27 protein-coding genes are annotated in these 23,768 nt (G+C 63.7%); 10 read left to right on the forward strand and 17 right to left on the reverse strand.

From position 1 onward, the window contains the following. Positions 1-9 precede the first annotated feature (9 nt). The 12 genes from DBIPINDM_RS20395 to DBIPINDM_RS20450 all read right to left on the reverse strand — a co-directional run bounded on the left by DBIPINDM_RS20395 (position 10) and on the right by DBIPINDM_RS20450 (position 10,469). Positions 10-1,533, reverse strand: coding sequence for a sugar ABC transporter ATP-binding protein (locus tag DBIPINDM_RS20395; protein ID WP_258588905.1), 1,524 nt, complete (start codon positions 1,531-1,533; stop codon positions 10-12). Between the two features lie 97 nt (positions 1,534-1,630). Beyond that, positions 1,631-2,683 (reverse strand): substrate-binding domain-containing protein, encoded by a 1,053-nt coding sequence (locus DBIPINDM_RS20400; protein WP_258588906.1) that lies wholly within the window; start codon positions 2,681-2,683, stop codon positions 1,631-1,633. Positions 2,684-2,736: 53 nt separating this feature from the next. After that, on the reverse strand, positions 2,737-3,720 hold the full coding sequence (locus tag DBIPINDM_RS20405) for a sugar phosphate isomerase/epimerase family protein (protein WP_258588907.1): 984 nt from the start codon (positions 3,718-3,720) through the stop codon (positions 2,737-2,739). 173 nt (positions 3,721-3,893) lie between these two features. Beyond that, complete coding sequence (locus tag DBIPINDM_RS20410) at positions 3,894-4,802, reverse strand: anti-sigma factor family protein (protein ID WP_258588908.1); 909 nt, start codon at positions 4,800-4,802, stop codon at positions 3,894-3,896. Then, positions 4,799-5,338: a sigma-70 family RNA polymerase sigma factor gene (locus DBIPINDM_RS20415; RefSeq protein ID WP_258588909.1), complete on the reverse strand. Its 540-nt coding sequence runs from the start codon at positions 5,336-5,338 to the stop codon at positions 4,799-4,801. The genes DBIPINDM_RS20410 and DBIPINDM_RS20415 overlap by 4 nt, the downstream gene beginning before the upstream one ends. A 37-nt stretch (positions 5,339-5,375) precedes the next feature. After that, positions 5,376-5,579 carry a hypothetical protein gene (locus DBIPINDM_RS20420; protein WP_258588910.1) on the reverse strand — a complete coding sequence of 68 codons (204 nt, stop codon included), beginning with the start codon at positions 5,577-5,579 and terminating at the stop codon, positions 5,376-5,378. Positions 5,580-5,718: 139 nt separating this feature from the next. Next, the gene (locus DBIPINDM_RS20425) at positions 5,719-6,924 is read right to left on the reverse strand and encodes an aminotransferase class V-fold PLP-dependent enzyme (RefSeq protein WP_258588911.1); all 1,206 of its coding nucleotides are present in this window, start codon (positions 6,922-6,924) and stop codon (positions 5,719-5,721) included. Between the two features lie 25 nt (positions 6,925-6,949). Further along, the gene (locus tag DBIPINDM_RS20430; protein WP_010911960.1) at positions 6,950-7,411 is read right to left on the reverse strand and encodes a RidA family protein; all 462 of its coding nucleotides are present in this window, start codon (positions 7,409-7,411) and stop codon (positions 6,950-6,952) included. Between the two features lie 38 nt (positions 7,412-7,449). Next, positions 7,450-8,244 carry an amino acid ABC transporter ATP-binding protein gene (locus DBIPINDM_RS20435; protein WP_258588912.1) on the reverse strand — a complete coding sequence of 265 codons (795 nt, stop codon included), beginning with the start codon at positions 8,242-8,244 and terminating at the stop codon, positions 7,450-7,452. A gap of 4 nt (positions 8,245-8,248) precedes the next feature. After that, positions 8,249-8,899 (reverse strand): amino acid ABC transporter permease, encoded by a 651-nt coding sequence (locus DBIPINDM_RS20440; protein WP_258588913.1) that lies wholly within the window; start codon positions 8,897-8,899, stop codon positions 8,249-8,251. Between the two features lies 1 nt (position 8,900). Then, complete coding sequence (locus DBIPINDM_RS20445; protein WP_258588914.1) at positions 8,901-9,566, reverse strand: amino acid ABC transporter permease; 666 nt, start codon at positions 9,564-9,566, stop codon at positions 8,901-8,903. A 72-nt stretch (positions 9,567-9,638) separates the two neighbouring features. Continuing rightward, positions 9,639-10,469, reverse strand: coding sequence for a transporter substrate-binding domain-containing protein (locus DBIPINDM_RS20450; RefSeq protein ID WP_258589308.1), 831 nt, complete (start codon positions 10,467-10,469; stop codon positions 9,639-9,641). Between the two features lie 171 nt (positions 10,470-10,640). On the opposite strand from DBIPINDM_RS20450, the gene DBIPINDM_RS20455 reads away from it, so the two are divergent. Beyond that, entirely contained in the window at positions 10,641-11,429 is a 789-nt protein-coding gene (locus tag DBIPINDM_RS20455) for an IclR family transcriptional regulator (RefSeq protein WP_258588915.1), read from the forward strand. A 34-nt stretch (positions 11,430-11,463) separates the two neighbouring features. Here the strand turns inward: DBIPINDM_RS20455 and DBIPINDM_RS20460 are convergent, their stop codons facing one another. Beyond that, entirely contained in the window at positions 11,464-11,667 is a 204-nt protein-coding gene (locus tag DBIPINDM_RS20460; RefSeq protein WP_091578683.1) for a YdcH family protein, read from the reverse strand. Positions 11,668-11,907: 240 nt separating this feature from the next. On the opposite strand from DBIPINDM_RS20460, the gene DBIPINDM_RS20465 reads away from it, so the two are divergent. The 3 genes from DBIPINDM_RS20465 (at position 11,908) to DBIPINDM_RS20475 (ending at position 14,665) form a co-directional block, all read left to right on the forward strand. After that, entirely contained in the window at positions 11,908-12,087 is a 180-nt protein-coding gene (locus DBIPINDM_RS20465; RefSeq protein ID WP_010911953.1) for a YdcH family protein, read from the forward strand. Between the two features lie 321 nt (positions 12,088-12,408). After that, entirely contained in the window at positions 12,409-13,662 is a 1,254-nt protein-coding gene (ispG, locus tag DBIPINDM_RS20470; protein ID WP_258588916.1) for a flavodoxin-dependent (E)-4-hydroxy-3-methylbut-2-enyl-diphosphate synthase, read from the forward strand. A gap of 148 nt (positions 13,663-13,810) precedes the next feature. Further along, entirely contained in the window at positions 13,811-14,665 is an 855-nt protein-coding gene (locus DBIPINDM_RS20475) for a lytic transglycosylase domain-containing protein (protein ID WP_258588917.1), read from the forward strand. 55 nt (positions 14,666-14,720) lie between these two features. On the opposite strand, the gene DBIPINDM_RS20480 is transcribed toward DBIPINDM_RS20475, so the two are convergent. Continuing rightward, on the reverse strand, positions 14,721-15,722 hold the full coding sequence (locus tag DBIPINDM_RS20480) for a hypothetical protein (protein ID WP_258588918.1): 1,002 nt from the start codon (positions 15,720-15,722) through the stop codon (positions 14,721-14,723). Between the two features lie 215 nt (positions 15,723-15,937). On the opposite strand from DBIPINDM_RS20480, the gene DBIPINDM_RS20485 reads away from it, so the two are divergent. From DBIPINDM_RS20485 to DBIPINDM_RS20495, 3 genes are all read left to right on the forward strand, one after another. Beyond that, entirely contained in the window at positions 15,938-16,144 is a 207-nt protein-coding gene (locus DBIPINDM_RS20485; protein ID WP_258588919.1) for a phosphotransferase-like protein, read from the forward strand. After that, positions 16,144-16,647, forward strand: coding sequence for a Stf0 family sulfotransferase (locus DBIPINDM_RS20490; protein WP_258588920.1), 504 nt, complete (start codon positions 16,144-16,146; stop codon positions 16,645-16,647). Before DBIPINDM_RS20485 ends, DBIPINDM_RS20490 begins: the two co-directional genes overlap by 1 nt. 89 nt (positions 16,648-16,736) lie before the next feature. Beyond that, a complete protein-coding gene (locus DBIPINDM_RS20495; RefSeq protein WP_258588921.1) occupies positions 16,737-17,477 on the forward strand; it encodes a class I SAM-dependent methyltransferase in 741 nt (246 codons plus the stop codon). A gap of 24 nt (positions 17,478-17,501) precedes the next feature. Here the strand turns inward: DBIPINDM_RS20495 and DBIPINDM_RS20500 are convergent, their stop codons facing one another. From DBIPINDM_RS20500 to DBIPINDM_RS20510, 3 genes are all read right to left on the reverse strand, one after another. Continuing rightward, entirely contained in the window at positions 17,502-19,841 is a 2,340-nt protein-coding gene (locus tag DBIPINDM_RS20500) for a response regulator (RefSeq protein ID WP_258588922.1), read from the reverse strand. Positions 19,842-19,955: 114 nt separating this feature from the next. After that, positions 19,956-20,711, reverse strand: coding sequence for an SDR family oxidoreductase (locus DBIPINDM_RS20505; RefSeq protein WP_258588923.1), 756 nt, complete (start codon positions 20,709-20,711; stop codon positions 19,956-19,958). Between the two features lie 45 nt (positions 20,712-20,756). Then, entirely contained in the window at positions 20,757-21,674 is a 918-nt protein-coding gene (locus tag DBIPINDM_RS20510) for a polyprenyl synthetase family protein (protein WP_258588924.1), read from the reverse strand. A 221-nt stretch (positions 21,675-21,895) separates the two neighbouring features. Here DBIPINDM_RS20510 and DBIPINDM_RS20515 point away from each other — a divergent pair, with 221 nt between their 5' ends. The 3 genes from DBIPINDM_RS20515 (at position 21,896) to DBIPINDM_RS20525 (ending at position 23,681) form a co-directional block, all read left to right on the forward strand. After that, a complete protein-coding gene (locus tag DBIPINDM_RS20515) occupies positions 21,896-22,657 on the forward strand; it encodes a biosynthetic peptidoglycan transglycosylase (protein ID WP_416361770.1) in 762 nt (253 codons plus the stop codon). Between the two features lie 140 nt (positions 22,658-22,797). Continuing rightward, a complete protein-coding gene (gene rpmF / locus DBIPINDM_RS20520) occupies positions 22,798-22,980 on the forward strand; it encodes a 50S ribosomal protein L32 (protein WP_008834724.1) in 183 nt (60 codons plus the stop codon). Positions 22,981-23,279: 299 nt separating this feature from the next. Then, positions 23,280-23,681 carry a hypothetical protein gene (locus DBIPINDM_RS20525; RefSeq protein ID WP_095787997.1) on the forward strand — a complete coding sequence of 134 codons (402 nt, stop codon included), beginning with the start codon at positions 23,280-23,282 and terminating at the stop codon, positions 23,679-23,681. The last annotated feature ends 87 nt before the right edge of the window (positions 23,682-23,768 follow it).

The following is a 23,768-nucleotide window of genomic DNA, read 5'->3' on the forward strand; positions in this document are numbered from 1 at the left end:
TCTTCTTTTTCATGCACCGGTTCCTTGCGCGCCTGGCCGGCCGCCCGAGCCTTGCGACTGGGGTATGGCGTGCGCCGCAATCGCCTGCTCGCTGAGGCTTGCCCGGTCGAGCTCGGCGGCGATCGCGCCTTCGCGCATCACCAGCACGCGGTCGGCGAGCCTGATCACCTCGGGAAGTTCGGACGAGACGACGATGACGCAATGGCCTTCGGCGGCGAGCTCTTCGATCAGATGGTAGATCTCCGCCTTGGCGCCGACATCGATGCCGCGCGTCGGCTCGTCGAACAGCAGGATCCGCGTTCCCGCCGCCAGCCAGCGGCCGATGATCGCCTTCTGCTGGTTGCCGCCACTGAACAGGCGGATGGGCCGGTCGAGCAGGAAGGGCCTGAGATTGACCCGCTTCATTTTCTCGGCGGCCACGCGCCTCAGCCTGGCGTGGTCGATGACGCCGTGTCTGGCGAAGACACCCATCGAGGCGAGCGCCATGTTGGAGGTGATCGGACGCAGCGGCACGATGCCTTCGCGCTTGCGCTCCTCCGGCACCAGGCCGATGCCGGCGGCAATCGCATCGCGCGGGCTGGACAGCCGGACCGCCTTGCCGTCGATCTCGACGGTGCCCGACGAGGCGCGGTCGGCGCCGGCCAGCAGCCGCAGCAGCTCGGTGCGGCCCGAGCCGACCAGGCCGGCAATGCCCAGCACCTCGCCACGATGAAGGTCGAAGGAGACATCGCGGACCTTCGGCGACGACAGCCCGCGCACGCCGAACCTGACATCCCTGGTGGCGTGGGAGCGGTGTTCTTCCTGGGCAAGCTCGCGGCCGACCATCATCGACACCACGGCCTGTTCCGAAACCCCTGCCAGATCGACGGACTCGACCACGACGCCGTCGCGCATGATTGTGGCACGGCGGCAGATGCCGAACACCTCGTCCAGCTTGTGCGAGACATAGACGACGGCAACGCCGTCGCGGGCGAGGCCCTTGATGACTTCGGCCAAGCGTTCGAATTCGCTCGGCGTCAGGCTCGATGTCGGTTCGTCCATGGCGACGATGCGGGCGCGGTCGAGCAGCGCGCGGGCGATCTCGACGATCTGCCGCTGCGCCACTTTCAGGCTGCCAAGAGGAGCCGCCGGGTCGATCGTGGCATCGAGCGCGGCAAGGGTCGAGGCGGCGCGGCGCTCCTGCTCGCGTCTGGCGACGAAGAGGCCGCCGCGCGTCAGCGGATGGCCAAGGAACATGTTCTGGGCGACGCTGAGGCGCGGCACCTGCTGCAGTTCCTGGTGGATCATGGCGACGCCGGCGGCTCGCGCCGCGACCGGGTTGTTGAGCGTCACCGGCACGCCGTCGATCAGCACGCGTCCGGCGCTCGGCCGGTAGACGCCCGACAGGATGCGCAGCAGCGTCGACTTGCCGGCGCCGTTCTCGCCGAGCAGGCCATGGATTTCGCCGGCGCCGACCGAGAAGGACACGTCGCTCAGTGCCCGCACGCCCGGAAAGTCCTTTGAAATGCCCTCGAATTGCAGTCGGGGTGACATGGGGTCCTGTTCCGCGGGCAAGGGTGCCAGCCGGGACCGGAATGCCCTGGCCGGCACCCGCCGCCCCGCCTTGGTCTTGGGGATCAGGTCCGATGCCCTACTGGCCGGCCGCCGCGTCCTCGAGCAGCGCCTTGCGCGCATCGGGGCCGGAATAGCGGTCGGCATTGTCCTTGGTGATCAGCGCCTGCGGCGTGGCGACGACGCGCGGCAGCTTCTGCCCGGCCACCAGTCGCAGCGCCGCTTCGAGCGCCACCTCGCCGGTCAGCACCGGGAACGAGTCGACTGTGCCGGTCAGCTCGCCGGCGCGGATCGACGCATAGGCGTCGGAAATGCCGTCAGTACCGAACACGGCGACCTTGTCCTGCAAGCCGGCTGCCTTGACTGCCTCGACGATGCCCAACGCCATGCCGTCATTGTTGGCATAGAAGCCGATCAGGTCGGGATGTTGCTGCATGATGTTGGTGGCCGCGTCATAGGAGGTCTGGCGATCCCAGTTGCCGGGCACGCTGGCGACGACCTGGAACTTGCCGCCCTCGGAGATGGTGGACTTGAAGCCGTCGGTGCGCTGGACGGCGGCATAGACGCCGGCCTGACCCTCGACGATGGCGACCTTGCCGCCGTTGGGCCGGTTCTTGATGAACCATTTGGCGACGCGCACGCCATTGTCGCGCTGGACATTGCCGACATAGTGCTCAGCCTGCGGGATGACGGCGTCGTTGACGTTGACGACGGGCACATTGGCTGCCTTGGCCTGTTCCATGATCGGCTGCAGGTTGGAATCGGTCTGCGGCGAGACGAGCAGGACGTTATAGCCCTGCGTCACCAGGCCTTCGGCGATGGTGAGCTGGCCGAGCTGGTCACCTTCGTTCTGCGCCGCCTGGTAGACGACAGGCACGCCAACCTTGTCGCCGAAGGCCTTGTAGCCCTCGCCCAGCGAGCGCCAGTATTCATTGGTCAGCGTCTTGGAGACGGCGCCTGCCTTGGTGCCTTCGGGCAGCTTGGGAAACGCGCCGAACTTCGCTTCGAGCTGCGACCAGTCGATGCGATCCTTCTCGGTGTCGGAGTTGAGCGGCGCAAGATCGGCGCTATAAGCCGGTGCGATGGCGAGCGCCATCAGCGTGGCGGTGGCGGCGGCTAGCAGAAATTTCATGGTCTTCCTCCCTGGTTGAAAACGATGGTGCGGTTGAAAAACGGCTTCGGCGGTCAGGCCCCGAGCATGATCTCCTGGACGATGGCCTGCGTGGCGACCGCGTCCTGGCGGTCAATGGCGGATGACAGGCGATTGTCCTTGTCGAGGCGCTCGACGACGCCGAGCATGCGCTTGACGGTGGCGATGTTGACCTCGCATTCGCGCACCGGATCGAGCCCGGTCATGTCGGGAAAGGTGTCGAAATAGATGGCGCCGGCGTAGCCGTCGCGGCGGATCTGGCGCAGCAATTCGATCGTCTGCAGCGTGTGCACGGCGCCGACCATCAGGCCGTCGTCGCGCTTGGCGTAGCCGTCGTTGAGATGCACGCCGAGCAGCTTGCTATGCCGGGCGACGAGTGCGGCGGCAAAGGCCGGCTGCTCGTCGGCATAGAGAACGTGGGCGAAGTCGAGGGTGACGCCGAGATTGGGCAGGCCGACCTCGCGGATCGCCAGCAAGGTGGTCGCGGCATCCGGCATCAGCGAGAAGGAACGCGGCTCGTTGGGTTTGTACTCCAAGCTGATCTGGCAGCCGGGATCATGTGCGGCGACTTCACGAATTCCGTCGATTTCGTGTTTCCAGAGCGTCGCATAGTCGGCCTGGAAGGCGTAGTCGAAGCCATCCTGTCCCAGCCACAGCGTCATCAGGGTGGCGCCGGCTTCACGCGTGGCGTCGATGCCGGCCTTGGTCAGGTCGATGGCCTCACGGCGCACCGCCGGATCGGGATTGGTGAAGGCGCCGAGCTTGAAGGCGGGGTTGGAGTAGTAGCGCATGGCAAAGCCATTGATGGAAAGTCTGAGATCGCCGAGTTTGCGGGCGATTTCCGCGGGCTTTTCAGTGACATGGTCAGGGAAGTTGAGGTCGAGATCGGTAAGCCCCTCGACCTTGGTGGCGCGCGCCGCCATCTGCATCAGCGACGGCTTGCCGGTAAGATCAGGCCATTCGGCTTGCGGCCGCGAGGCAAAGGAATTGAGGCGCGTGGCGAAACGATTGGCTGTCATGGGTGACCCTTCGATTGTCATAACTTCACATATGCACAAAAGTTTGTAAAGTTATTGTTTGAAGGAAAAGTGAGCGCTCAGCCGCCGGGCTGAGTCGCGCACGGGCGTCGGCAGTCTCCCAGCCGGGAGAACTGCCTCAGAGTGTGGGGATCAACAAAGGGGGGAGGCTGTCCTCACACCGCCGCCTTGCGGAAGCGGGCGACGAAGTCGTCGAGTTCGGGGCGCTCCATGTCGGAGATTGCCCAGTAGGAGAAGGCGCCGTCGCTCCAGTGCACCATCGAGAAGCCGCCGGAGGAAAGGTCGTCCGGCTGAATGGTCTTGCCGCCTTGCTGCGGTTCGGCGACCAGCGTGATCAGATGCTCGCGGTGGCGGTAGACCAGGGCCGGCACCGGCCGGCCTGATATCACCTCGACCCGGCCGCCGATCAGCGCGAAGCCGTCCTGGGCAAGGTCGGGCGCCGGTGGCGAGACACCGATGCGGGCGTCGAGCCATGGCTTCACCGTATGGCGGTCGGACGAGACGATGTCGATCGGGCTCGCGGCAAGCAGGCTGCGGCGATGGCCGCTGGCGACCGCGGCGGCAAAGCCGTCATCGACGCCGCTTTGCATTACCCATTGCGTCGCCCCGCTGGCCAACACCGCGCTGATCATGATCGACGCCGCAAGCGCGCGCCAGTCGAACGAGCCGAAGCGGCGCGCCCTGGGCAGTACCCGTGTCTGGGACGGTCGCGTTCCGGCTTCGCGCCTCTGGCCACCACCAGCGACCGCAATCAATCCCGGCAGCGCCGACGGCGTGCCCTGCTGCGGCTCGATCGCCTCGGCCGGCGCCTGCGGCTCGGTGGTCGCCATGCCGATCGACTCAATGCGGGCCCGAAAGGCGTCGCTGACATCGGGGCGCGGCAAGCGGCTGACTGCGCCTTGCAAGGCGACAATGCGGGCATGCTCGGCGGCAAGGCGGGGGTCGGCGGCGATGCGACGCTCCACGGCAAGTGCGGCCGCCGCATCGAGTTCGCCATCAACAAGGGCGTGGATCATCAGTCTGATACCTTCGGGATCGTTGGGCAGTCCGTCGTCGTGCGTCATGACGCTCTCCCCAGTTCAGACGCCAGCAGGCCGCGCGCACGAGCAAGCCTGGACATGACCGTGCCGATCGGCACGGCAAGCATGGTCGATATGTCGCGATAGCTGAGGCCGTTGATGTCGCGCAGCACCAGCGTTTCGCGAAACGGCTGCGGCAGGGCAGCGATCGCCGCCTCGAGTGCCGCCGTATCGGCTCTGGCGATCAGGCTCGCCTCCGGGCCGTCCTCGTCCGGCAGGCTGGTGCCGTGTGCCGCCGCCATGTCGTCGAGATCGCCGAGGTCACCGACGGCCATCATGCCGCGTGGCCGGTTGCGCGCCATCCAGGTGTAGGAGGTGTTGCGCACGATGGTCAGCAGCCAGGCGCGGGCGTTGCCGCCGGCATAGCCTGCTATGCCGGCATGCGCCTTGATGCACGCGTCCTGCACAACGTCTTCTGCATCGGCGGCATTGCCAGTCAGCCAGCGGGCAAGCGCCAACGCGTCGCCGAGATGCGGCAGCACCACCTGGTTGAAGCGTTCTGCCAGGGCCCTCTCGCTCAAAGCAGCACCATGATCCGATACTCCGGGCCGTGCCGCCTCAAGATGCGACGGCGACCTTGCCCTGCTCGTGGGGGTAAAGCCCCCGGGAACAGACAGAGCCGCCTGCCTTGCTGAAACTGAATTCATCTGCGTCACCGGTGTCAAGCGCTACAAAGGAGAGCCTGACGACGCTCATGCTGCCCAGCGCATAGCCACGGCCGACGTCGCAGCCGTGTTCGCCGTCCTTGCAATGATAGGGCATGCCAGTCTCCTCAACGCCGGATGTGGCGTATGCCGAGAAGACCTGCCGCGGCGCCGGTTTATTCCCGCCGCGTGCCAATCCGGCTGTTCACAGTCGCGTGATCGGCCGGGGATTTGGGGATTTTTGGTCGGTTTGGCGCTCAATCCGGCCAGCGCAGGACGCCAGACGAATCCTTGCGGGCGGCCTTCATGGCATCGGCGGGGCGGTCCTTCGCGGTCAATATGGCGCGCAGGCGTTCGGCGACGATCTCTGCCTCGCCGGGATGTAGATTGCAGGGATCGAGGAAGAAATGGCAGCGCTCGACTTCGTGGTTGCGCACGATGATCGGCGGCGTGCCCGCCGCCAGCGCCGAAGCGAGTCCGGCGGCGGAGAACCGGCTCTCGGGTGAGACGAAGATCTGCAGCCGGTCGAGCGGGTTGGCCGTCGGGTCCGGAATGATCTTGGCAAAGATGCCCGGCAGTCCCTGCAAAGCGTCCTTCCAGAGATTGAGCGCGGCCTCTTCACGCCGGCGGATGCCGGCATGGTCGCGCTTCTCCCAGGCTTCCAGCGCGGCCATGGTGCCGGCGATGCTTTCCTTGCCGACCTTCATGGCGCGCGCGACGCCGCGGTTCTGCAGATAGGCTGATCGCACCAGGTCCTTGCGGCCGGTGACGATGCCGCTGGTCGGTCCACTCAGGAATTTGTGGCCGCTGTAGATGACGACGTCGGCGCCGCGCGCCAGGAAACCGCGCAAATCGTATTCGGACGCGGCATCGACGATCACCGGCACGCCTTTGGCGTGGCAGATCTCGCAGAATTCCTCCAGCGACAGCATGCCGTACTGCACGGTGTGGTGGGCAACGACGTAGAGGCCGGCCGCCGTGCGGTCGTTGATCGCTTCGCGCACATGATAGTCCTGCGTCACGCTGACCGTGCCGGCAGGCACCACCTTGGCGCCGGCGAGACGGACCGACTGGTCGATCGGCGCACCATAATTGACGATGTGGCCAAGCTGGATGACGACCTCCGACTTGAGGTCGCCGGTATCGTCAGGCAAGCGCTCGATGGCGAGCAGGTTGGTTCCCGTCATCGCTCCGGCGATCGCCATGGTGATGCCGCTGGCGCAGCAGGCGGTGATGAAACCGGCCTCGCCGCCGGTGAGGCGCGCGACGACCGTGCTTGCGGCGCGCTGCAGGTCGTCCATCTCCACCCATTGCGAGGCCATTTCGGCCATGGCGCTGATCGCCTCCGGGACGATGATCGACGCGCCGAGCGCGGTCATGGTGCCGGAGACATTGATGATCGGTCGCAAGCCCAGCCGTTCGCGGATGGTGGTGTTGGAGCCGGTATCGGAATAGGTTTTCATGTCAGCAGATCCCGTGGGTGGCAGGTCAGGCGGCGATTTCGACGACCGCTTCGATTTCGACGGTGATGTTTCCAGGCAGCGAGCCGACGCCGATCGCCGAGCGGGCGTGGCCGCCGATCTTGTCGAAGACATCGGCGAAAAGATCGGAACAGCCGTTCACCACTTTCGGGTGGTCGCTGAAGGTCGGCGTCGCATTGACGAAGCCGAGCAGCTTGACGACGCGCACGATGCGGCCGAGATCGCCGGCGGCGGCATGCATGACGGCAAGCAGGTTGAGCCCGGTCAGGCGCGCGTGCTCATAGGCCTGCTCGACCGTGACATCCTCGCCGACCTTGCCGGTGCAGAGCGTGCCGTCGGCGCGCAGTGGTCCCTGGCCGGACAGGAAAATCAGCCGGCCGCTCTCGGCGTGGGTGACGAAATTGGCGATGGGCGTCGGCGGCTCGGGCAGCGTCAGGCCGAGTTCGGCGAGCCGGATGTAAGGCGTCATGGAATCAGGCTCCTTGGGACGGTGTTGGCCGTCCAATGTCAGAAATGCGAGGCGCGGAAGCGCGCCAGGAAGGTGCGGAGGCGTTCATTGCTGGTCTCTGCCGCGAGGATCTCCTTGGGCGGGCCGACGGCGCTGACGCCGCCATCGGCCATGAAGACGATGCGGCTCGAAGCGTCGCGGGCAAAGGCCATTTCATGCGTCACCATCAGCATGGTCATGCCGTCCTCGGCGAGGCTGCGCACCACGGCAAGCACCTCGCCGACCAGTTCGGGGTCGAGCGCCGAAGTGATCTCGTCGAGCAAAAGGATTTTCGGCTCCATCGCCACGGCGCGCGCGATGCCGACGCGCTGCTGCTGGCCGCCGGAGAGTTCGGCCGGCAGGCTGTCGGCCTTGTGGGCGAGCCCGACGCGGCCGAGCCAGTGTTCAGCGACCTGTCGCGCCTCGGCCTCGCTCTTTCCCCGCACCTTGGTCAAGCCGAGCATGATGTTGCCGGCCGCCGTCAGGTGCGGAAACAGGTTGAAGCTCTGGAACACCATGCCGGTCTCGGCACGCATGCTGGCCAAGTCGCGCTCGCTGCGGCGCTGGCGCGTTCCAGCCTCGCGGTAGCCGACCTCCTTGCCGTCGATGCGGATCGAGCCGCTGTCGTAGCTTTCGAGGAAGTTGACGCAGCGCAGCAGTGTGGTCTTGCCGCTGCCCGAGGGGCCGATGACGGTGACCACCTCGCCACGCTTGACCTGAAGGCTGACAGAGCGCAGCACATCGACCGCACCGAAGGCCTTGGAGACATCGCGCACGTCGAGCAGCGCGGGACTGGCATTTGCAGCGTCGGACATCATGCTATTCCCGAATGAAGGAGAAACGCCGCTCGAGCCGCCGGCTGGCGAGCGAGAGCGCGTAGTTGACCGCGAAATAGATGAGCGCGCCGAGGATATAGAGCGGCATCGCCTCATAGGTGCGGCCGATGACCTGATTGATGGCCTGCATCAAATCGGTGATGCCGAGCAGCGACACCAGTGCGCTGCCCTTGACCGCATCGGTGACGCCGTTGATCCAGGGCGGCAGGAAGCGCCTGAAGGCCTGCGGGAAGATGACGTAGGTCAACCGCTGGCGGAAGGTCAGCCCGATCGCCATCGCGGCTTCGGACTGGCCTTTCGGGATCGAGGCGACCGCGCCCCTGAGATATTCGATGACCTGAGCCGTCTTGAACAGGGTCAGCGCCAGCACGGCGGCCCAGAACGACGGCAGATGTAGCCCGATGGCGGGCAGGCCGTAATAGACGAAGAACATCAAGACCAGGATCGGAATGCCACGGATGGTGTCGCTGAAGATGCGCACCGCCCAGCGCAACGGCGCGGGGCCATAAACCAGGCCGACACCCAGCAGGACGCCGGCGATGAGCGACAGGGTGACGACCAGAAGCGACACCCACAGGGTCAGGGCAAAGCCTTTGGCGAGGAAGGGCAGAGCGTAGAGGATCTGGCTCAGCATGTCAGCGCGCCGCCCTGAACCGGCGCTCGACGAGCCTGAGCCCGAACAGCAATGCGTAGCCGGTCATGAGATACATCGCCGTCGTCACCAGATAGACCTCGACGATGCGGAAGGTGTTGAAGTTGATCCACTGGGCGCCGAAGGTGAGCTCCGGCACCGAGATGACCGAGGCGATCGACGTGTCCTTGAACAGCGAGATGAAGGTGTTGGACAGCGCCGGCAGCGTGATGCGCAGCATGGTCGGCAGGCGCACGTGGATCAGCCTTTGCCAAGGCGTCAGGCCGATTGCCTTGCCGGCATCGAGCTGGCCGCGCGGGACGGCCTCGAGGCCCGAGCGAAACACCTCGACCAGATAGGCGCCGCTATAGACCGACAGCGTCAGGACGAACGATGTCGGTGCGCTGTAGGCCAGGTCGACCACGGTCGGCAGGCCGTAGAAGACGAGATAGACCAGCAGGATCAGCGGCACGTTGCGGATGAATTCGACATAGGCGGCGATCACTGCCCGCACGACGCGTCCGGCCGAGACGTACCAGACCGCGAGCAGCAGGCCGATGACGACGCCGATGGCGATCGAGATCACGGCAAGCTCGAGGCTGAGCAGCAAGCCGCCCCACAGCTTGTCGAAATGCCGCCAGATCAGATTGAAATTGAGGGCATAGCCCATACGTCCGCCTCGGTGTGAAGGGCGTCGAGTCGATTGCGGAAGGGCGAGAATGACGCCCTTCCGCATCCGGGATCAGATGACCGGGAAGCCGGGGTGGCGCGCCGGCGGCTCCTGGCCGAAATAATCCTTGAAGGCGGCATCGTAGAGCGCCGATTCATGGCCGAACATGGCGATGGTGAAGGTCTGGTTGACGAAGGTCAGCCAGTCGAGATCGCCTTGCCGCAATGCCGCGCCGTAGAGCATCGAATACCAGCTCTTGCCGGCATCGAAATATTTGTCCGGATTGCGCGAGGCGAGCCAGCGCACGGTGGAGAGATCGACCGCGGCAGCGTCGGCGCGCTTGGATTCCAGCGCTTGCAGCACGTTGGCCTGGGTGTCGATCTGCAGCACTTGCGCCTGCGGCAAGGCGTAGTGGACGGAGCTTTCGGCATCGACATTCTGCAGGATGGAGATGCGCGTCGCCGCGCCACCGGCAAGCAGCTTGTCGAAGGTCTTGTTCTCAGCGGTGGGCAGTGTCAGCAGCGCAACGCCTTCGACGTAGTACGGCCGGGTGAAGTTGATCAGCTGCGAGCGCTGCGCCGTCATCGTCATGAACTGGATGGTGATGTCGACCTTGTTGGTGGTGACGTTGGGAATGCGCTGCGCCGGGTCCTGCATGACGAACTCGACCTTGGTCGGATCATCGAACAGGCCCTTGGCCAGGATGCGCCCCATGGTGATGTCCATGCCGACCAGTTCGCCGGCATCATTCTCGAAATGCCAGGGCGCGTTGGTGCTGCCGGTGCCGACGATCAGTTTGCCGCGGTCTAGCACGGTGCGCAGCAGGCTGTCGGATGCGGCCTGGGCAGCGGCCTTCTGGGCATCGACGGTTGCCAGCACGCCGGCGGTGGCCAGTCCCGCCATTCCCAATTTCAGAAAATCACGTCTTCCGGATGTGTCGTTCACGGCGACCTCCTTTCGTGTTGTGTTCCCCTATGCACAGGCAATACACGCGGCGTTGATCATGAGAAGATTGTCTCTTACAAGAGACGCATGTATCCTGTACAAGACAGATACTAGCACCAGGAATCGACAATGCAAGATGGCAATGCCTTGGCAGTTTCAGCCGACGAAAAGACGACGGCTTCCCGCGAGAAGGGGCTCAACCGGGTGCTCGAGATCCTGGACTTTCTGCACACGACGCAGCGGGCGATCGGCATTGGCGACCTTGCCAAGGGGGTGAACGCCCCGCGTTCGACGACCTACACGCTGGTGCGGTCGCTGGTGGACGCCGGCCTGCTGGAAATGGCGGGCGACGGCAACCGCGTCTATTTCGGCAAGAAGCTCTATCTCTATGGAATGGATTATGTGCGCGGCAACGACCTGTTGCGGCGCGGGCGCCAGGAGGTCGACAATCTGTCGCGCGAGACCGGCGAGACGTCGGAATTGTGCATGCTGCAGAGCGGCCGCTACACCATCGTCCACGCAAGCCCGGGCACCAGGCCGTTCCGTATCAGCTCCGCCACCGGTCTGCAGATACCGCTGCCCTGGACGGCCTCCGGGCGGTTGCTGCTGGCTGGACTTGAGAAGGCTGAGGTCGAAGCCATGGTGTCGGATGACGATCTCGTGCTGCCTGATGGCCGCAAGCTCAGGCTCGACGATTTCATCGCCGACATCGCCAAGGCGCGGATTACCGGCTACTGCGTGACCTCGGGCCTGGTCGATGCCTATACGAAATGTCTTGCCGTGCCGGTCTTTTCAGCGCCGGGCAAGGTCGAGGCGACGATGTGCCTGGTGGTTCCCATCGACACCTCCGACGAGCGGACCGGCAGTCTCATCGGCCTGCTGCGTGATCGCGCGGCCAGGCTTTCGATCGGTGGATAGCGAAACGTGACGGCGAGCGCGTGGCGCCCGCGGTTCAGGCGATGATGTCGGGGATGATCTTGTCTTCCAACGCCATCAGCCGGTCCTTGAGCACCAGCTTCTTCTTCTTCATGCGCTGGATCTGCAGGGGATCGCAATTGGTGGCGATCATCGCGTTGATCGCCGCATCGAAATCGGCGTGTTCCTGCTTCAGCCGGGAAAATTCGAGGCGAATATCGGCCTGTTCCTGATCGGACATTCTCTACCGTCTGCACGTCTGCGGCGCCCAAAAGCTGGGCCTGATTGGGCGGGGGCGGCAATTTCTGCCACCGGCGCGCAGCCCATATCACATTTCACATTGTCGTGGAATGCTACCACGCAGCATTCGACATCGCAGTCGGAAGGTGGCAAAGTGTCATTGTGCCGTCACAGAAGCGAGCCTGCGGTGGACGCGCCTTGACGGCTGCAATCGAGGAAACCATGAAAGGGAGAACCAATCATGTCTCTTGCTTCCCATCTTGATGAGTTGCAGCGGAAACACGGCGACATCGAACGTGAAATCGATGACGCGATGAACCACCCGTCGGTGGACGACCTCGAAATCGTGAATCTCAAGCGACGCAAGCTGGCACTCAAGGATGCGATTGAGAAACTGAAAGCGCAACCGACCACGCATTGATGCCCGACTGACATAGCCGCTCACTATGCGGTCTTCCTTGCCGGCGGCAATCGCCGCCGGTGTGTTGGGTTTTGATTTTCAGCACTACGTCATAAGCCGCAGCTAATATCCTTCAGATCCGTTTTGCACCTCGGCCATCGCCGGGTCGTGCCCTGTTTCATACCCTCGGCCGGGATCAATTGCTGCCAGTGGCGACCTGTCGCCATTGACAAGCCATCTTTGCTCCTCCACCTCATGCCCGGACTTCAGCGCATCGGCCCCGGGGCGTACCTTGTGCGTCCAAGTGGACGCATGGCGCTCCAGAGACAAAAGGCTGCCGGCATGACCGGATATTTTTCCTTTCCCTTCCCCCGCCGCACCTCGGTCGGCGTCGATGTCGGCGGCGTGGTCGTCGGTGGCGGCGCCCCGGTTGTCGTGCAGTCGATGACCAACACCGACACCGCCGACATCGACCAGACCGTTGCGCAGGTCGCAGCGCTGCATCGCGCCGGCTCCGAGATCGTGCGCATCACCGTCGATCGCGACGAGAGTGCCGCCGCCGTACCGCGCATTCACGAGCGGCTTTTGCGCCTCGGCATCAACGTGCCGCTGGTCGGCGACTTTCACTATATCGGCCACAAGCTTCTGGCCGATCATCCGGCTTGCGCCGAGGCGCTGGCCAAATACCGCATCAATCCCGGCAATGTCGGCTTCAAGGACAAGAAGGACCGGCAGTTCACCGATATCGTCGAGATTGCGATCAAGCATGGCAAGCCGGTGCGCATCGGCGTCAACTGGGGCTCGCTCGACCAGGAGCTTTTGACCCGGCTGATGGACGACAACCAGGACAAGGGTTTTCCGCTGACGGCGCAGGAGGTGACGCGCGAGGCGATCGTGCAGTCGGCGATCCTGTCGGCCGAGATGGCCGAAGAGATCGGCCTCGGCCGCGACAAGATCATCCTGTCGGCCAAGGTCAGCGGCGTGCAGGACCTGATCGCCGTCTATACCGAACTTGCCACCCGTTCCAACCATGCGCTGCATCTTGGCCTCACCGAGGCCGGCATGGGTTCGAAAGGCATCGTTGCCTCGTCCGCCGCCATGGGCATCCTTTTGCAGCAAGGCATTGGCGACACCATCCGCATCTCGCTGACGCCGGAGCCGAATGGCGACCGCACGCGCGAGGTGCAGGTGTCGCAGGAACTGCTGCAGACCATGGGTTTCCGTCAGTTCGTTCCGATCGTCGCCGCGTGCCCCGGCTGCGGCCGCACGACCTCCACCGTGTTCCAGGAACTGGCGCAGAACATCCAGGCGGACCTGCGCAAGAACATGCCGGTGTGGCGCGAAAAATATCCAGGCGTCGAGAACCTAAAGGTCGCGGTGATGGGCTGCATCGTCAACGGCCCGGGCGAGTCCAAGCATGCCGATATCGGCATTTCGCTGCCCGGCACCGGCGAGACGCCGACGGCGCCCGTCTTCGTCGACGGCAAGAAGGCGGCGACGCTGCGCGGACCGTCGATCGCGGCGGATTTCGAGAAAATGGTCGCCGACTATATCGAGCAGAGGTTTGGGCGCGGCGGCAAAGCCGCGGCAGAATGAGCCCATGCCGAAACTCTACTCCGGCGGCCACCTGAAGGCGTCTTCTGCGCTTCCGGTGCTCACGGAGCAAATGTCCGCTGCGCTCCGGTTCTCGATGCCACCATCAACTGGCGCGCCGGAGCGACTTTCGACACGGGCTCAGCGGTCAATGCAGCGTTTCCTCTGGGCGGCGCTGATTGTCCTGTGCGGTATGGCCTGGTCGACTTTTGCCCAGGCCGATCCGCCGCAATCGGCCAAGCAGCGGCTGATCGACAAGGTCTGCAACCTGATCCAGGCCCATGCCGACCAGAACGGCTTGCCCCGGGATTTCTTCGCTCGGCTGATCTGGAAGGAAAGCCGTTTCGACCCCAATGCCGTCAGCCCCGTCGGCGCCGAGGGCATCGCCCAGTTCATGCCGGGCACCGCCAAGATGCGCGGGCTCGAAAACTCCTTCGACATCAACCAGGCGATCCCGGCGTCGGCGAAGTATCTCGCCGAAATGAAAACCAGCTATGGCAATCTTGGCCTGGCGGCGGCGGCCTACAATGCCGGCGAAAGCCGGGTGTCGCGCTGGCTGGGCTCGGGTGGCTTCCTGCCAATGGAGACCGAGAGCTATGTCTTCGATATCATGGGCGAGCCGGTCGACAAGTTCACCGACCCCGCCTATGCCGGAAAAATCGAGCCGCTTGACGCCAAGACGGATTTTGCCGTCGCCTGCCGCAAACTGCCTGTCATCATGTCGCAGACCGTGGCGATGGCCTCGATCAACGTCAAACCATGGGGCATCCAGGTGGCCGGCAATTTCCGCCGCAGTGCCGCGATCAGCCAGTGGCTGCGGGTGAGGAGCCGGTTTCCGGTTCTGCTCGCCGGCCATGATCCGGTGGTGAGCCGGGTGCGCACGCCGATCGGCCGGCGCGGTATCTACGCCGTCAGGATCGGGATCGACGATCGTGCCGCCGCCAATGTCATCTGCCAGAAATTACAGAGCATCGGCGGGGCCTGCGTGGTGGTGCGCAACCGGTAGGACATGTCACCCGGAAGTGACTTCGGTTTTGCGAGAACGACATGGATATGGCGACCTATTTCGAGCCATCTTCGGTCGCCCATTCCTCGCAAGTGCGGGCCATTGTGTCACTCTCCCACATCTGCGGAATAATTCTCCCGTCGAGCTGGAGGAAAGCCCTATGGGCGACTTTAGGATCACGCGAGATACAGGCGAATCGCGCAAAGGAGTTGAGGTTCCAGTCATCGGGGTATTGCTTGACCAGGTTCTCGAACCCGGCATTGATCCTCGGCCAATAGATGGTCGAATTCTCGAACATCTTGCGCCTCAGGGTCCAACCCATTGCGAACCAATAACCTCGCGCGTAGAAGCCGGAGCCATCTTCAGGCTTGGTTAGCGCCACGGCGTGTTCAATCAGCTTGTTGACGTCCTCGATGCTGCCGCCCCACATCGGAGACTTGCGTGTGATGGCGGCGAAATACACTTCGTAATAATAGGGCTCTCGAGCGGTTGCTTCGTCCAAGAGCGCATCAAACTTCGGCTCCGGCCAATTTTCTCCCGTCGCGACGTGCAGCATGGTCGCATACCAATGCGGATCCGATGACGCAAAGGCCTTGCTGGCCTCGAGCTGCCTGCGCGCTTCCGCGAGATATTTCAGGAACACCGGCCATTTTCCCGGCGCAACGGCGGAGGCGTAGTCGCTGCCTCGAACGAAGAAGGCGTGCTGGTACAGCAAAGTAGCATAGGCGATGTACGCGGATTTCGACTCCGGTGCCTCATCGATCCATTTTTTTGCCTGCTGTTCAAGGCGATCGAGAGATCGCTCGCCATAGGCCGGAGAGTCTGCGAGTGTGTCAAAGGCAGAATAGAAGCGGCTAAGCTTCCACAATCCGCTGCCTGTCCGCGCCTTGCTGCTGCGGTATTCGTCGGCAAGCGCGTCGAGTTTCTTGAAATTGCCATCGAGAAAAGCGGACTTGACAGTATCGGTGATGCCTTCGCGATCCGCGATCTCGTCCGCGCGCCCGTTCGTTACTAAAAAGAGCGACAGTACTATGAGAGCCAATTGAAAAATTCGCATGGATAGTCTCCGAATCCGTCGCCGACGCTTACACGTCTTGGTTGAAGCTAGAGTTAATTGGGTGTGGCAATTTTGAAAGGTTGCACGAAAACGGGTTGCTGATTGCCGTCGCTTCGTAGGATCGACATTGAGCGATCTCGAACTATCTCGGGCTGGTGGGCAGTGGCGGGAATACGGGCAAGATACGTCCGTTGAAGTCAGGAGTTCGATTGACCATGACCGCCAGGATCATTGTCCTCAATGGCGTCGGCAGTGCCGGCAAAAGCTCGGTCGCCAGGGCGCTGCAAGCGATAACCGCCGCGCCGTTCCTGCATGTCCAGATGGACAGTTTCCTCGCGATGCTGCCCGATGCCTTGCAGGACCATGCCGATGGTTTCTGCTACGAAACAAGGGCGGGACGGATGTCTTCGGCCTGCGCCTGATGCGCGAAAACCTGGATGAGCTTTCTGCGGTCCTGGATCAGATTTTCCCTGGGCTTGCGTCGGATACAGCGCGTTTCGCAAAGGCATTTGGCCGTACCCTCTACATCCACCTGTCGCGCGAGAACAAGCTCGCGCAGGCTGTCTCGCTGATCAAGGCGGAGCAGACCGGTCTTTGGCACATCGCGCCCGATGGCTCGGAGATCGAAAGGGTCGCACCGCCGCAGGCGCCGCACTATGATTTCGAGCAGATCAAAGCTGAGCTCGCCGAACTCGAAGCCTATGATGCGGCCTGGAACATCTGGTTCGCAGCGCAAGGCCTGACCCCGCTGCGCATTGGTTACGAGCATCTTTCCGCCGACCCGGCGGCGACCTTGCTGGGCATCTGCGAGGCTCTCGGCGTTCAGCCTCCGAATGCCGAAGATGTGCGGCCGGGCGTTGCAAAGCTCGCTGACGAGACAAGCCTCGACTGGATGCGCCGCTATCATTCGGATGCGGCCGGCTGAGAATAGGGGCCGAGCAAAGGCCACAACGCCGTCGACGGCGTGGATTGAGCCAGTCGCGCATGCCAAACATTTGGGCTATAGGCGGCGGCATGACCGATCCGATCTACAATGATCCCGACTTCGTTCAGTTCTACGACATCGAGAATCAGGATGGCCGCGCCGATTTTGACTATTGCATCCGTCTTGCCCGGGATGGCGGCTCGGTCCTCGATCTTGGTTGTGGCACCGGTCAACTGGCCGCCGAAATGGCCGAAGGGCGCAGCGTCACCGGTGTCGATCCCGCATCGGCCATGCTCGACGTCGCGCGGCGCAGGGCCGGCGGTGACAAAGTCGACTGGGTCTTGGCCGATGCGCGAACAGTGCGGCTCGGACGACGGTTCGATACGGTGCTGCTGACCGGTCACGTGTTCCAGGTTTTCCTGACAGAAGAGGATCAGCGGGCGGTGCTGCGCACCGTCGCCGAACATCTGGCTCTCGGCGGGCGCTTCATCTTCGACACACGAAATCCCGCCGTGGAGGCGTGGCTGGAATGGACGCCGCAGTGCTCCGAACGGATGGTGGAGCACCCCAACCTTGGCCCCGTCAGGGCCTGGTACGATGCCGACTGTCATGCCGCCACCGGAGTTGTCACCTATTCGACCTTTTATGAAATTTCCGGCGGCAGACCGGTTTTGGGCGCTGAATCGAAAATCGCTTTCCCTGAGAAGGAGGATCTTGCCGGAATGCTGGATGACGCCGGCCTGCTGGTAGAGCAATGGCTCGGCGACTGGCAGGGCGAACCCTATGCGGACACCTCTCCGGAAATCATCCCGATCGGTCGGCTGCGCTGATCCGGCGACCCGACCGGACGCACCTCACGCCGTCTTGGCCACCACCGTTTCGCTGAGCCATGTGCCGATCTTGGCGCCGAGGCGATCGGGCGAAACCGGCTTCGGCAGATAGTCGTCCATGCCGGCCTCGATGCACTTGTCGCGATCGCCCTTCAGCGCATGCGCGGTGACGCCGATGATCGGGATGTGACCGCCCGACGAGGCCTCGATCGCCCGGATGGCGCGGGTTGCCTCGTAGCCGTTCATCTCGGGCATCGAGACGTCCATCAGGATCAGTTTCGGATGCAGCGACCGGTACATCTCGACCGCCGTGCGGCCATTGCCGGCGATGCGGTAGCTGAGGCCCAGCCCGTTGAGGATTTGGCCGAACACCAGCTGGTTCACGTCATTGTCCTCGGCGATGAGGATGTCGATCGGGCCGTTCGGCGTGGTGGTCGATTCCGGCGCCGTCGCGACCGGTATGGCGGGACCACGGATGACGGTGAAGGCCGGCGGAGCCGCCTGCGGCTTCGGCTGGACCGGTTCGCGAATGAACTGTGCCTTGCCGACCTGCGAGCGAGCCTTCTGGATGACCGAGATGACCGTGCCGAGCAGGACCGCCGAGCGCGCCGGCTTGGTCAGGTGGGCCGCAATGCCGAAGTCGATGATCATCTTGCCGAAATCGACCTGGTCGACTGAGGTCAGGATGACGATCGGGATGGCGGACAGCCGGCTGTCGGCGGCGATGGCCCGGGCGACATCGGCGCCGTTCATGCCGGGCATCTGGTAGTCGAGGATGATGCAGTCGACGCTGGCGCCCAACTGGCAGGCGCGATCGAGGAAGGCCAGCCCCATGGCGCCGCTTTCGGCGGCAGCGCAGTCGAAGCTCCAGCTCCTGAGCTGCTCGAGCAGGATCTCGCGGTTGACCGGATTGTCGTCGATGACCAGCACGCGCGCACCGGTGACGTCGACCGGCACGATCGCATCGCGCGTCTCGGCATGGTGCACGGGCAGCGGCACTCCGAACCAGAAGACGGAGCCGCGCCCGATCTCGCTCTCGACGCCGATCTTGCCGGCCATCAAATCGACGAGGCGGGCGGCGATGGCGAGCCCAAGGCCGGTGCCTTCGTGGCGGCGGGTCGAGGAGCCATCGACCTGCGCGAATTTCTCGAACACGTTCTGCAGTTTCTCGGCCGGAATGCCGATGCCGGTGTCCTCGACCCGCAGCTTGAGCTGGACGACGTCATTGACGGTTTCGCCGCCGACGTCGATCAGCACATGGCCTTTCTCGGTGAACTTCACCGCATTGCCGACCAGATTGGTGACGATCTGCCGGAAGCGGCCGGCGTCGCCGACGACATGGGCCGGCAGGCGCGGATCGACACGCACGATCAGTTCGAGGTTCTTCTCGGCGACACGCGCCGAGACCAGCGTCGCCACATCTTCGACCGCTTCGGTGAGACGGAAAGGGGCAGGGTCCAGGGTGAGCTGTCCGGCATTGATCTTGGAGAAATCGAGGATGTCGTTGATGATAGTGAGCAGCGCATTGCCCGATTTGACGATGACGTCGGTGAAGGTCTTCTGGCGTGGCGTCAATTCGGTCTTGGCCAAGAGTTCAGCCATGCCGAGCACGCCGTTCATCGGCGTGCGGATCTCGTGGCTCATATTGGCCAGGAATTCCGACTTGGCGCGGTCTGCGGCCTCGGCCTTGAACAGGGATTCGGCCGATTGGGCAAAGGCGCGGCGGATCGCCTGTTCCATCGGCCGGAAGACCCAGAAGGCGACGATGGCAAGGACAGCGAACAACAGGCCGCTCGCCCACAGCAGCAACCGGTCGCTGGAAGCGTCGGCCAGATGGCGCTCTTCGTCCATGGCGGTGCGGACGCGGACGAGCATTGGCTGGACGAACAGGTCGTTCTGGTTGCGGATTTCCCGATAGCTCCATTCATCGGCCTTCTGCGCCACCGACATCAGGTTGAAATTGCGCACCATGTCGTGCGCCGACCAGAACAGGTCGCCGTTGACCGAGGCGGTTTCCAGTTCGTTGATGGTCTTGGCCGACAGGCGAGAGCGGATCGCCGCGAACTGGGCGGTCAGAGTGTCGATCTCGCCGGTCAGGCGTTCGGAATGGCCGCGCGCCGAAGCGGTCAGCGCGTCGCGCGTTTCGTTGCGCCAGGCGGATCCGGTTGTCTCGGCAAAGCTGGTCGCGTTGCGCAGGTCGCGGGTGAAGACGACGAGGTTGCTGCTCAGCGCATCGATCTCATGGCGGAAGGAATTGACGCGGTTGAGCGCAACCATGACGGCCGTGGAAGCCAGCGCGAAAATCAGCAATCCTGAAAGATAGCGAATCCGGACAAACCGGATGAAGGAAGAATATTCCGGCATGCGCAACCCCAACACATACGCATTATTTTAACGACCGGGATTACGCTTCATTTACATTAAGATTTCGTTCGCGCGGGGGCGCGCGATTGCTCGTCCGTGCGGTGGCGCGGAAGATCAGATCGATGCGGTGATGCCGCCGTCGACATAGAGGATATGGCCGTTGACAAAGGACGAGGCATCGGAAGCCAGGAACACGCAGGCTCCGACCAATTCCTCCACCTTGCCCCAGCGGCCGGCCGGCGTGCGCTTTTCGAGCCAGGCGGTGAAAGCCGGATCGGCAACAAGGGCTGCGTTGAGCGGCGTGTCGAAATAGCCCGGTGCGATGGCGTTGCATTGCAGGCCGTATTTGGCCCAGTCGGTCGCCATGCCCTTGGTCAGGTTGCCGACCGCGCCTTTCGTCGCCGTGTAGGGGGCGATGCCGGGGCGGGCGAGTGCGGTCTGGACGGAAGCGATGTTGATGATCTTGCCGCGGCCCCGCTTGATCATGTGGCGCGCAACCGCCTGGCCGACATGGAAGACGCTGGCGACATTGGTCTGCAGCAGGCGCTCGAATGCGTCGGCGGGAAAATCCTCGAGCGGCGTGCGGAACTGCATGCCGGCATTGTTGACCAATATGTCGATCGGCCCGCCGGACAGCTCGAAATTGTCGATCGCGGAGCGGACCGCGTCATGGTCGGTCGCGTCGAAGGCAAGCGTTTCCGCCCCGGGGATCTGTGTCGCCGCTGCGGCAAGCTTTGCCGCGTCACGGCCATTGAGGACCACCCTGGCGCCGGCTTGCGCCAAGCCTGCGGCCAGGCCGAGCCCGATGCCCTGCGACGAGCCGGTTATGAGCGCCCGGCGCCCGCTGAGATCGAACAAGGTGGATGACATCGAACCTGACCTTCCATTTGGCTCTCACCCCGCACCGGCCCGTTATCAGCTGTTGCGTGTCGCGACGAAGGTCGCAGCCTCCTTCAGCAGCGCCGCCTTGTCGCCATAGGGATCGAGCAGTGCGTGCGCCTGGCCGACAAGACCGTGCAACTGGCTGCGCGCCCAATTTGCGCCATGCAGTGCCACCAACGTTCCCTTGCCGGCGGCGGCGTCCTTGCCGGTCGCCTTGCCCATCTGGCTGGCGTCCGCAGTCAGGTCGAGCAGATCGTCGGCAAGCTGGAAAGCAAGGCCGATCGCCGAGCCGAATTCGGCCAGTCGCTCCCGGTCTTCTGCCGGAGCGCCGGCGGTGATGGCGCCGGCTTCACAGGCGAAGCGGATAAGCGCGCCGGTCTTCATCGCCTGCAGCGTTATGATGCCGGCCTCGTCGGGCGGTGTCTGCTCGGCTTCGAGGTCGAGTTTCTGGCCACCGACCATGCCGCCGGCGCCCGCGGCCCTGGCAAGCGCCAGCACCAGAGCGGCCCGCCGCTCGGCCGGCAGCACGGTTGCTTCGCTGGCGATGATGTCGAAGGCGAGCGTCAGCAAGGCGTCGCCGGCCAGGATGGCGGTTGCCTCGTCGAACGCCTTGTGCACGGTCGGCTGGCCGCGGCGCAGATCATCGTCGTCCATCGCCGGCAAATCATCATGGATCAGCGAATAGCAATGCACGCATTCGAGCGCCGCCGCGACACCCAACGCGGCTTCGCCATCGGCGGAAAAAAGGGCAGCGCTTTCCATGACCAGGAAGGGGCGCAGGCGCTTGCCGCCGTTCAGCACGCCATGGCGCATCGCCGCCATCAGCCGCTCGGGCCGCGCGATCTCGCCCGAAAGCGGGCGATCGTCGAGCAACCGCCGCAACTGCACCTCGACGGCCGCCGCCCGTCGGATAAGCGCCATTTCGAACGCCATTTCGTCGTCATTCGTCATGGCCGGGAGCGGTAGCCGACACTCAGACGTTGCGCAAGAAGGCAAGCGCCATTATGCCGGAGCGGTAAGAGCCCGTTTGGAAACTCTGCTCCTGCGGTCATCTGAAGGCGTTTTCTGCGCTTCCGGTGCTCACGTACTCAAATGTACGCTCCGCTCCGGTTCTCGAAACACCGTCATATGACTCACAGGAGCGAGTTTCAAAACGAGCTCTCTGGCACGGGTTGGGCGGCTTGGCGGAACCGATCGTCGATCATGAAACCGAAAAGCTGGACATGGCGACGAGATCGCGCGGCGTGAACCGCCGCAGTCTCAGGCGCTGGGTCCGGCGCAGCCTTGTCGTGGCCGCCGTGCTGGCGCTGATCCCGACAGTGCTGACCTTCCTTTACCTGCCGTCCTTCGTGCACCCGGTGTCGACGCTGATGCTGAAGGACCTGGCGACCTTCTCCGGCTATGACCGGCGCTGGGTGTCGATCGACGATGTCGCGCCGGTGCTGGCCCATTCGGTCATCATGTCGGAGGACGGGCAGTTCTGCTTCCACCGCGGCGTCGATCTCGGCGAACTCAGGGGGGTCGTCGATGACGCGCTGGCCGGCGAGGCAACGCGCGGCGCCTCGACCATCACCATGCAGACGGTGAAGAACCTGTTCCTGTGGTCACGGCCGCTGGGCTCGGTGCGCAAGGTGGTCGAACTGCCGCTGGCGGTCTATTTCGACGCTGTGCTGTCGAAACGGCGCATCATGGAGATTTATCTCAACATCGCCGAATGGGGGCCGGGCATCTATGGCATCGAGGCCGCGGCACAGCATCATTTCGGCATTTCGGCAAAACAGCTGTCGCGCCGGCAGGCGGCACTTCTTGCCGTTACCTTGCCCAATCCGATCGCCCGCAATCCGGCAAAACCCGGCCCAGGGCTGAGACGGCTCGCCAATCTGATCGAGCGGCGTGCCGGCCGTTCCGGCGCCTATGTCGGCTGCCTCGAGTAGCCAACTCAAAAAAGTTCGTGGTAGCGCTGGCCAAAACGGCACAGGGCGTGTATAGGCACCCGACTTTCTCAGATTTAGGCCCCGACATGGCCCTTTCACGAGGGCGGGCGGGGCTTTTGACCATGTAGTGGAGCATATCCATGGCCGTTCCGAAACGCAAAACCTCTCCGTCCAAGCGCGGCATGCGCCGCTCGGCCGACGCCCTCAAGGCCCCGACCTATGTTGAGGACAAGAATTCCGGCGAAATGCGCCGTCCGCACCACATCGACCTGAAGACCGGCATGTATCGCGGTCGCCAGGTGCTGACCCCCAAGGAAAGCTGAGACCAGCTTTTCCCAAGGTTTGAGTTACAAAAAGACCGGCCTCTGGCCGGTCTTTTTGCGTTTGGCGGAAGTTGATGACCGGAGCCGAAGCTCGGGCTGCCATCTCACCGGCGTGCCGTGCGCGCCGGTTACTTCAAGCGCTGAGCCCTCTATCTCTCGTTTATCCCATGTCGGCCGGGCAACCGGCTGACATGGTTGTTGCATCCGGTCTTCGACCGTGTTTGCGGCTTTGCACGAAAAATCTTGACGGCGTGGCTGTGGCGCATTCTACAGAAGGTGCCCCCATATGGAGACGCCAGATGTTCGGTGCCGTCCCGCTTTTGATCGTGCCTTTCATTCTCTACAATCTCGGCCTGCTCGGAATTTTCGGCGGCGGTGACGATCCGTGGGCGAGCGAGATCTTCTCGTTCCGCATGATGTCGGGCGGGGTGTTCTCGATGACGCTCGGCGACCTGATGATATTGATCGGGCTGATCTTCCTGTTTCTCGAAATGGTGAAGTCGGCGCGCACGACCAGCGCCTCGATCATGGACCATCTCCTGTCGACGCTGGTCTTCGTCGCTTTCCTGGTCGAATTCCTGCTGGTCAAGGGCGCGGCGCATTCCATCTTCTTCACGCTGATGATCATCGCGCTGTTCGATGTGCTGGCCGGGTTCGCGGTGTCGATGCGGTCGGCGAGCCGGGATATCAACCTAAACTAGAGCGGGATGAATTGAGCCTGAATCGACGGCGGATTCCCTTGGGCAGGCAAATCTGATTCAACATGCTGGCTGGGCAAGGAGGCCAGC

This window comes from Mesorhizobium sp. AR02 (assembly GCF_024746835.1).
GTDB lineage: Bacteria > Pseudomonadota > Alphaproteobacteria > Rhizobiales > Rhizobiaceae > Mesorhizobium.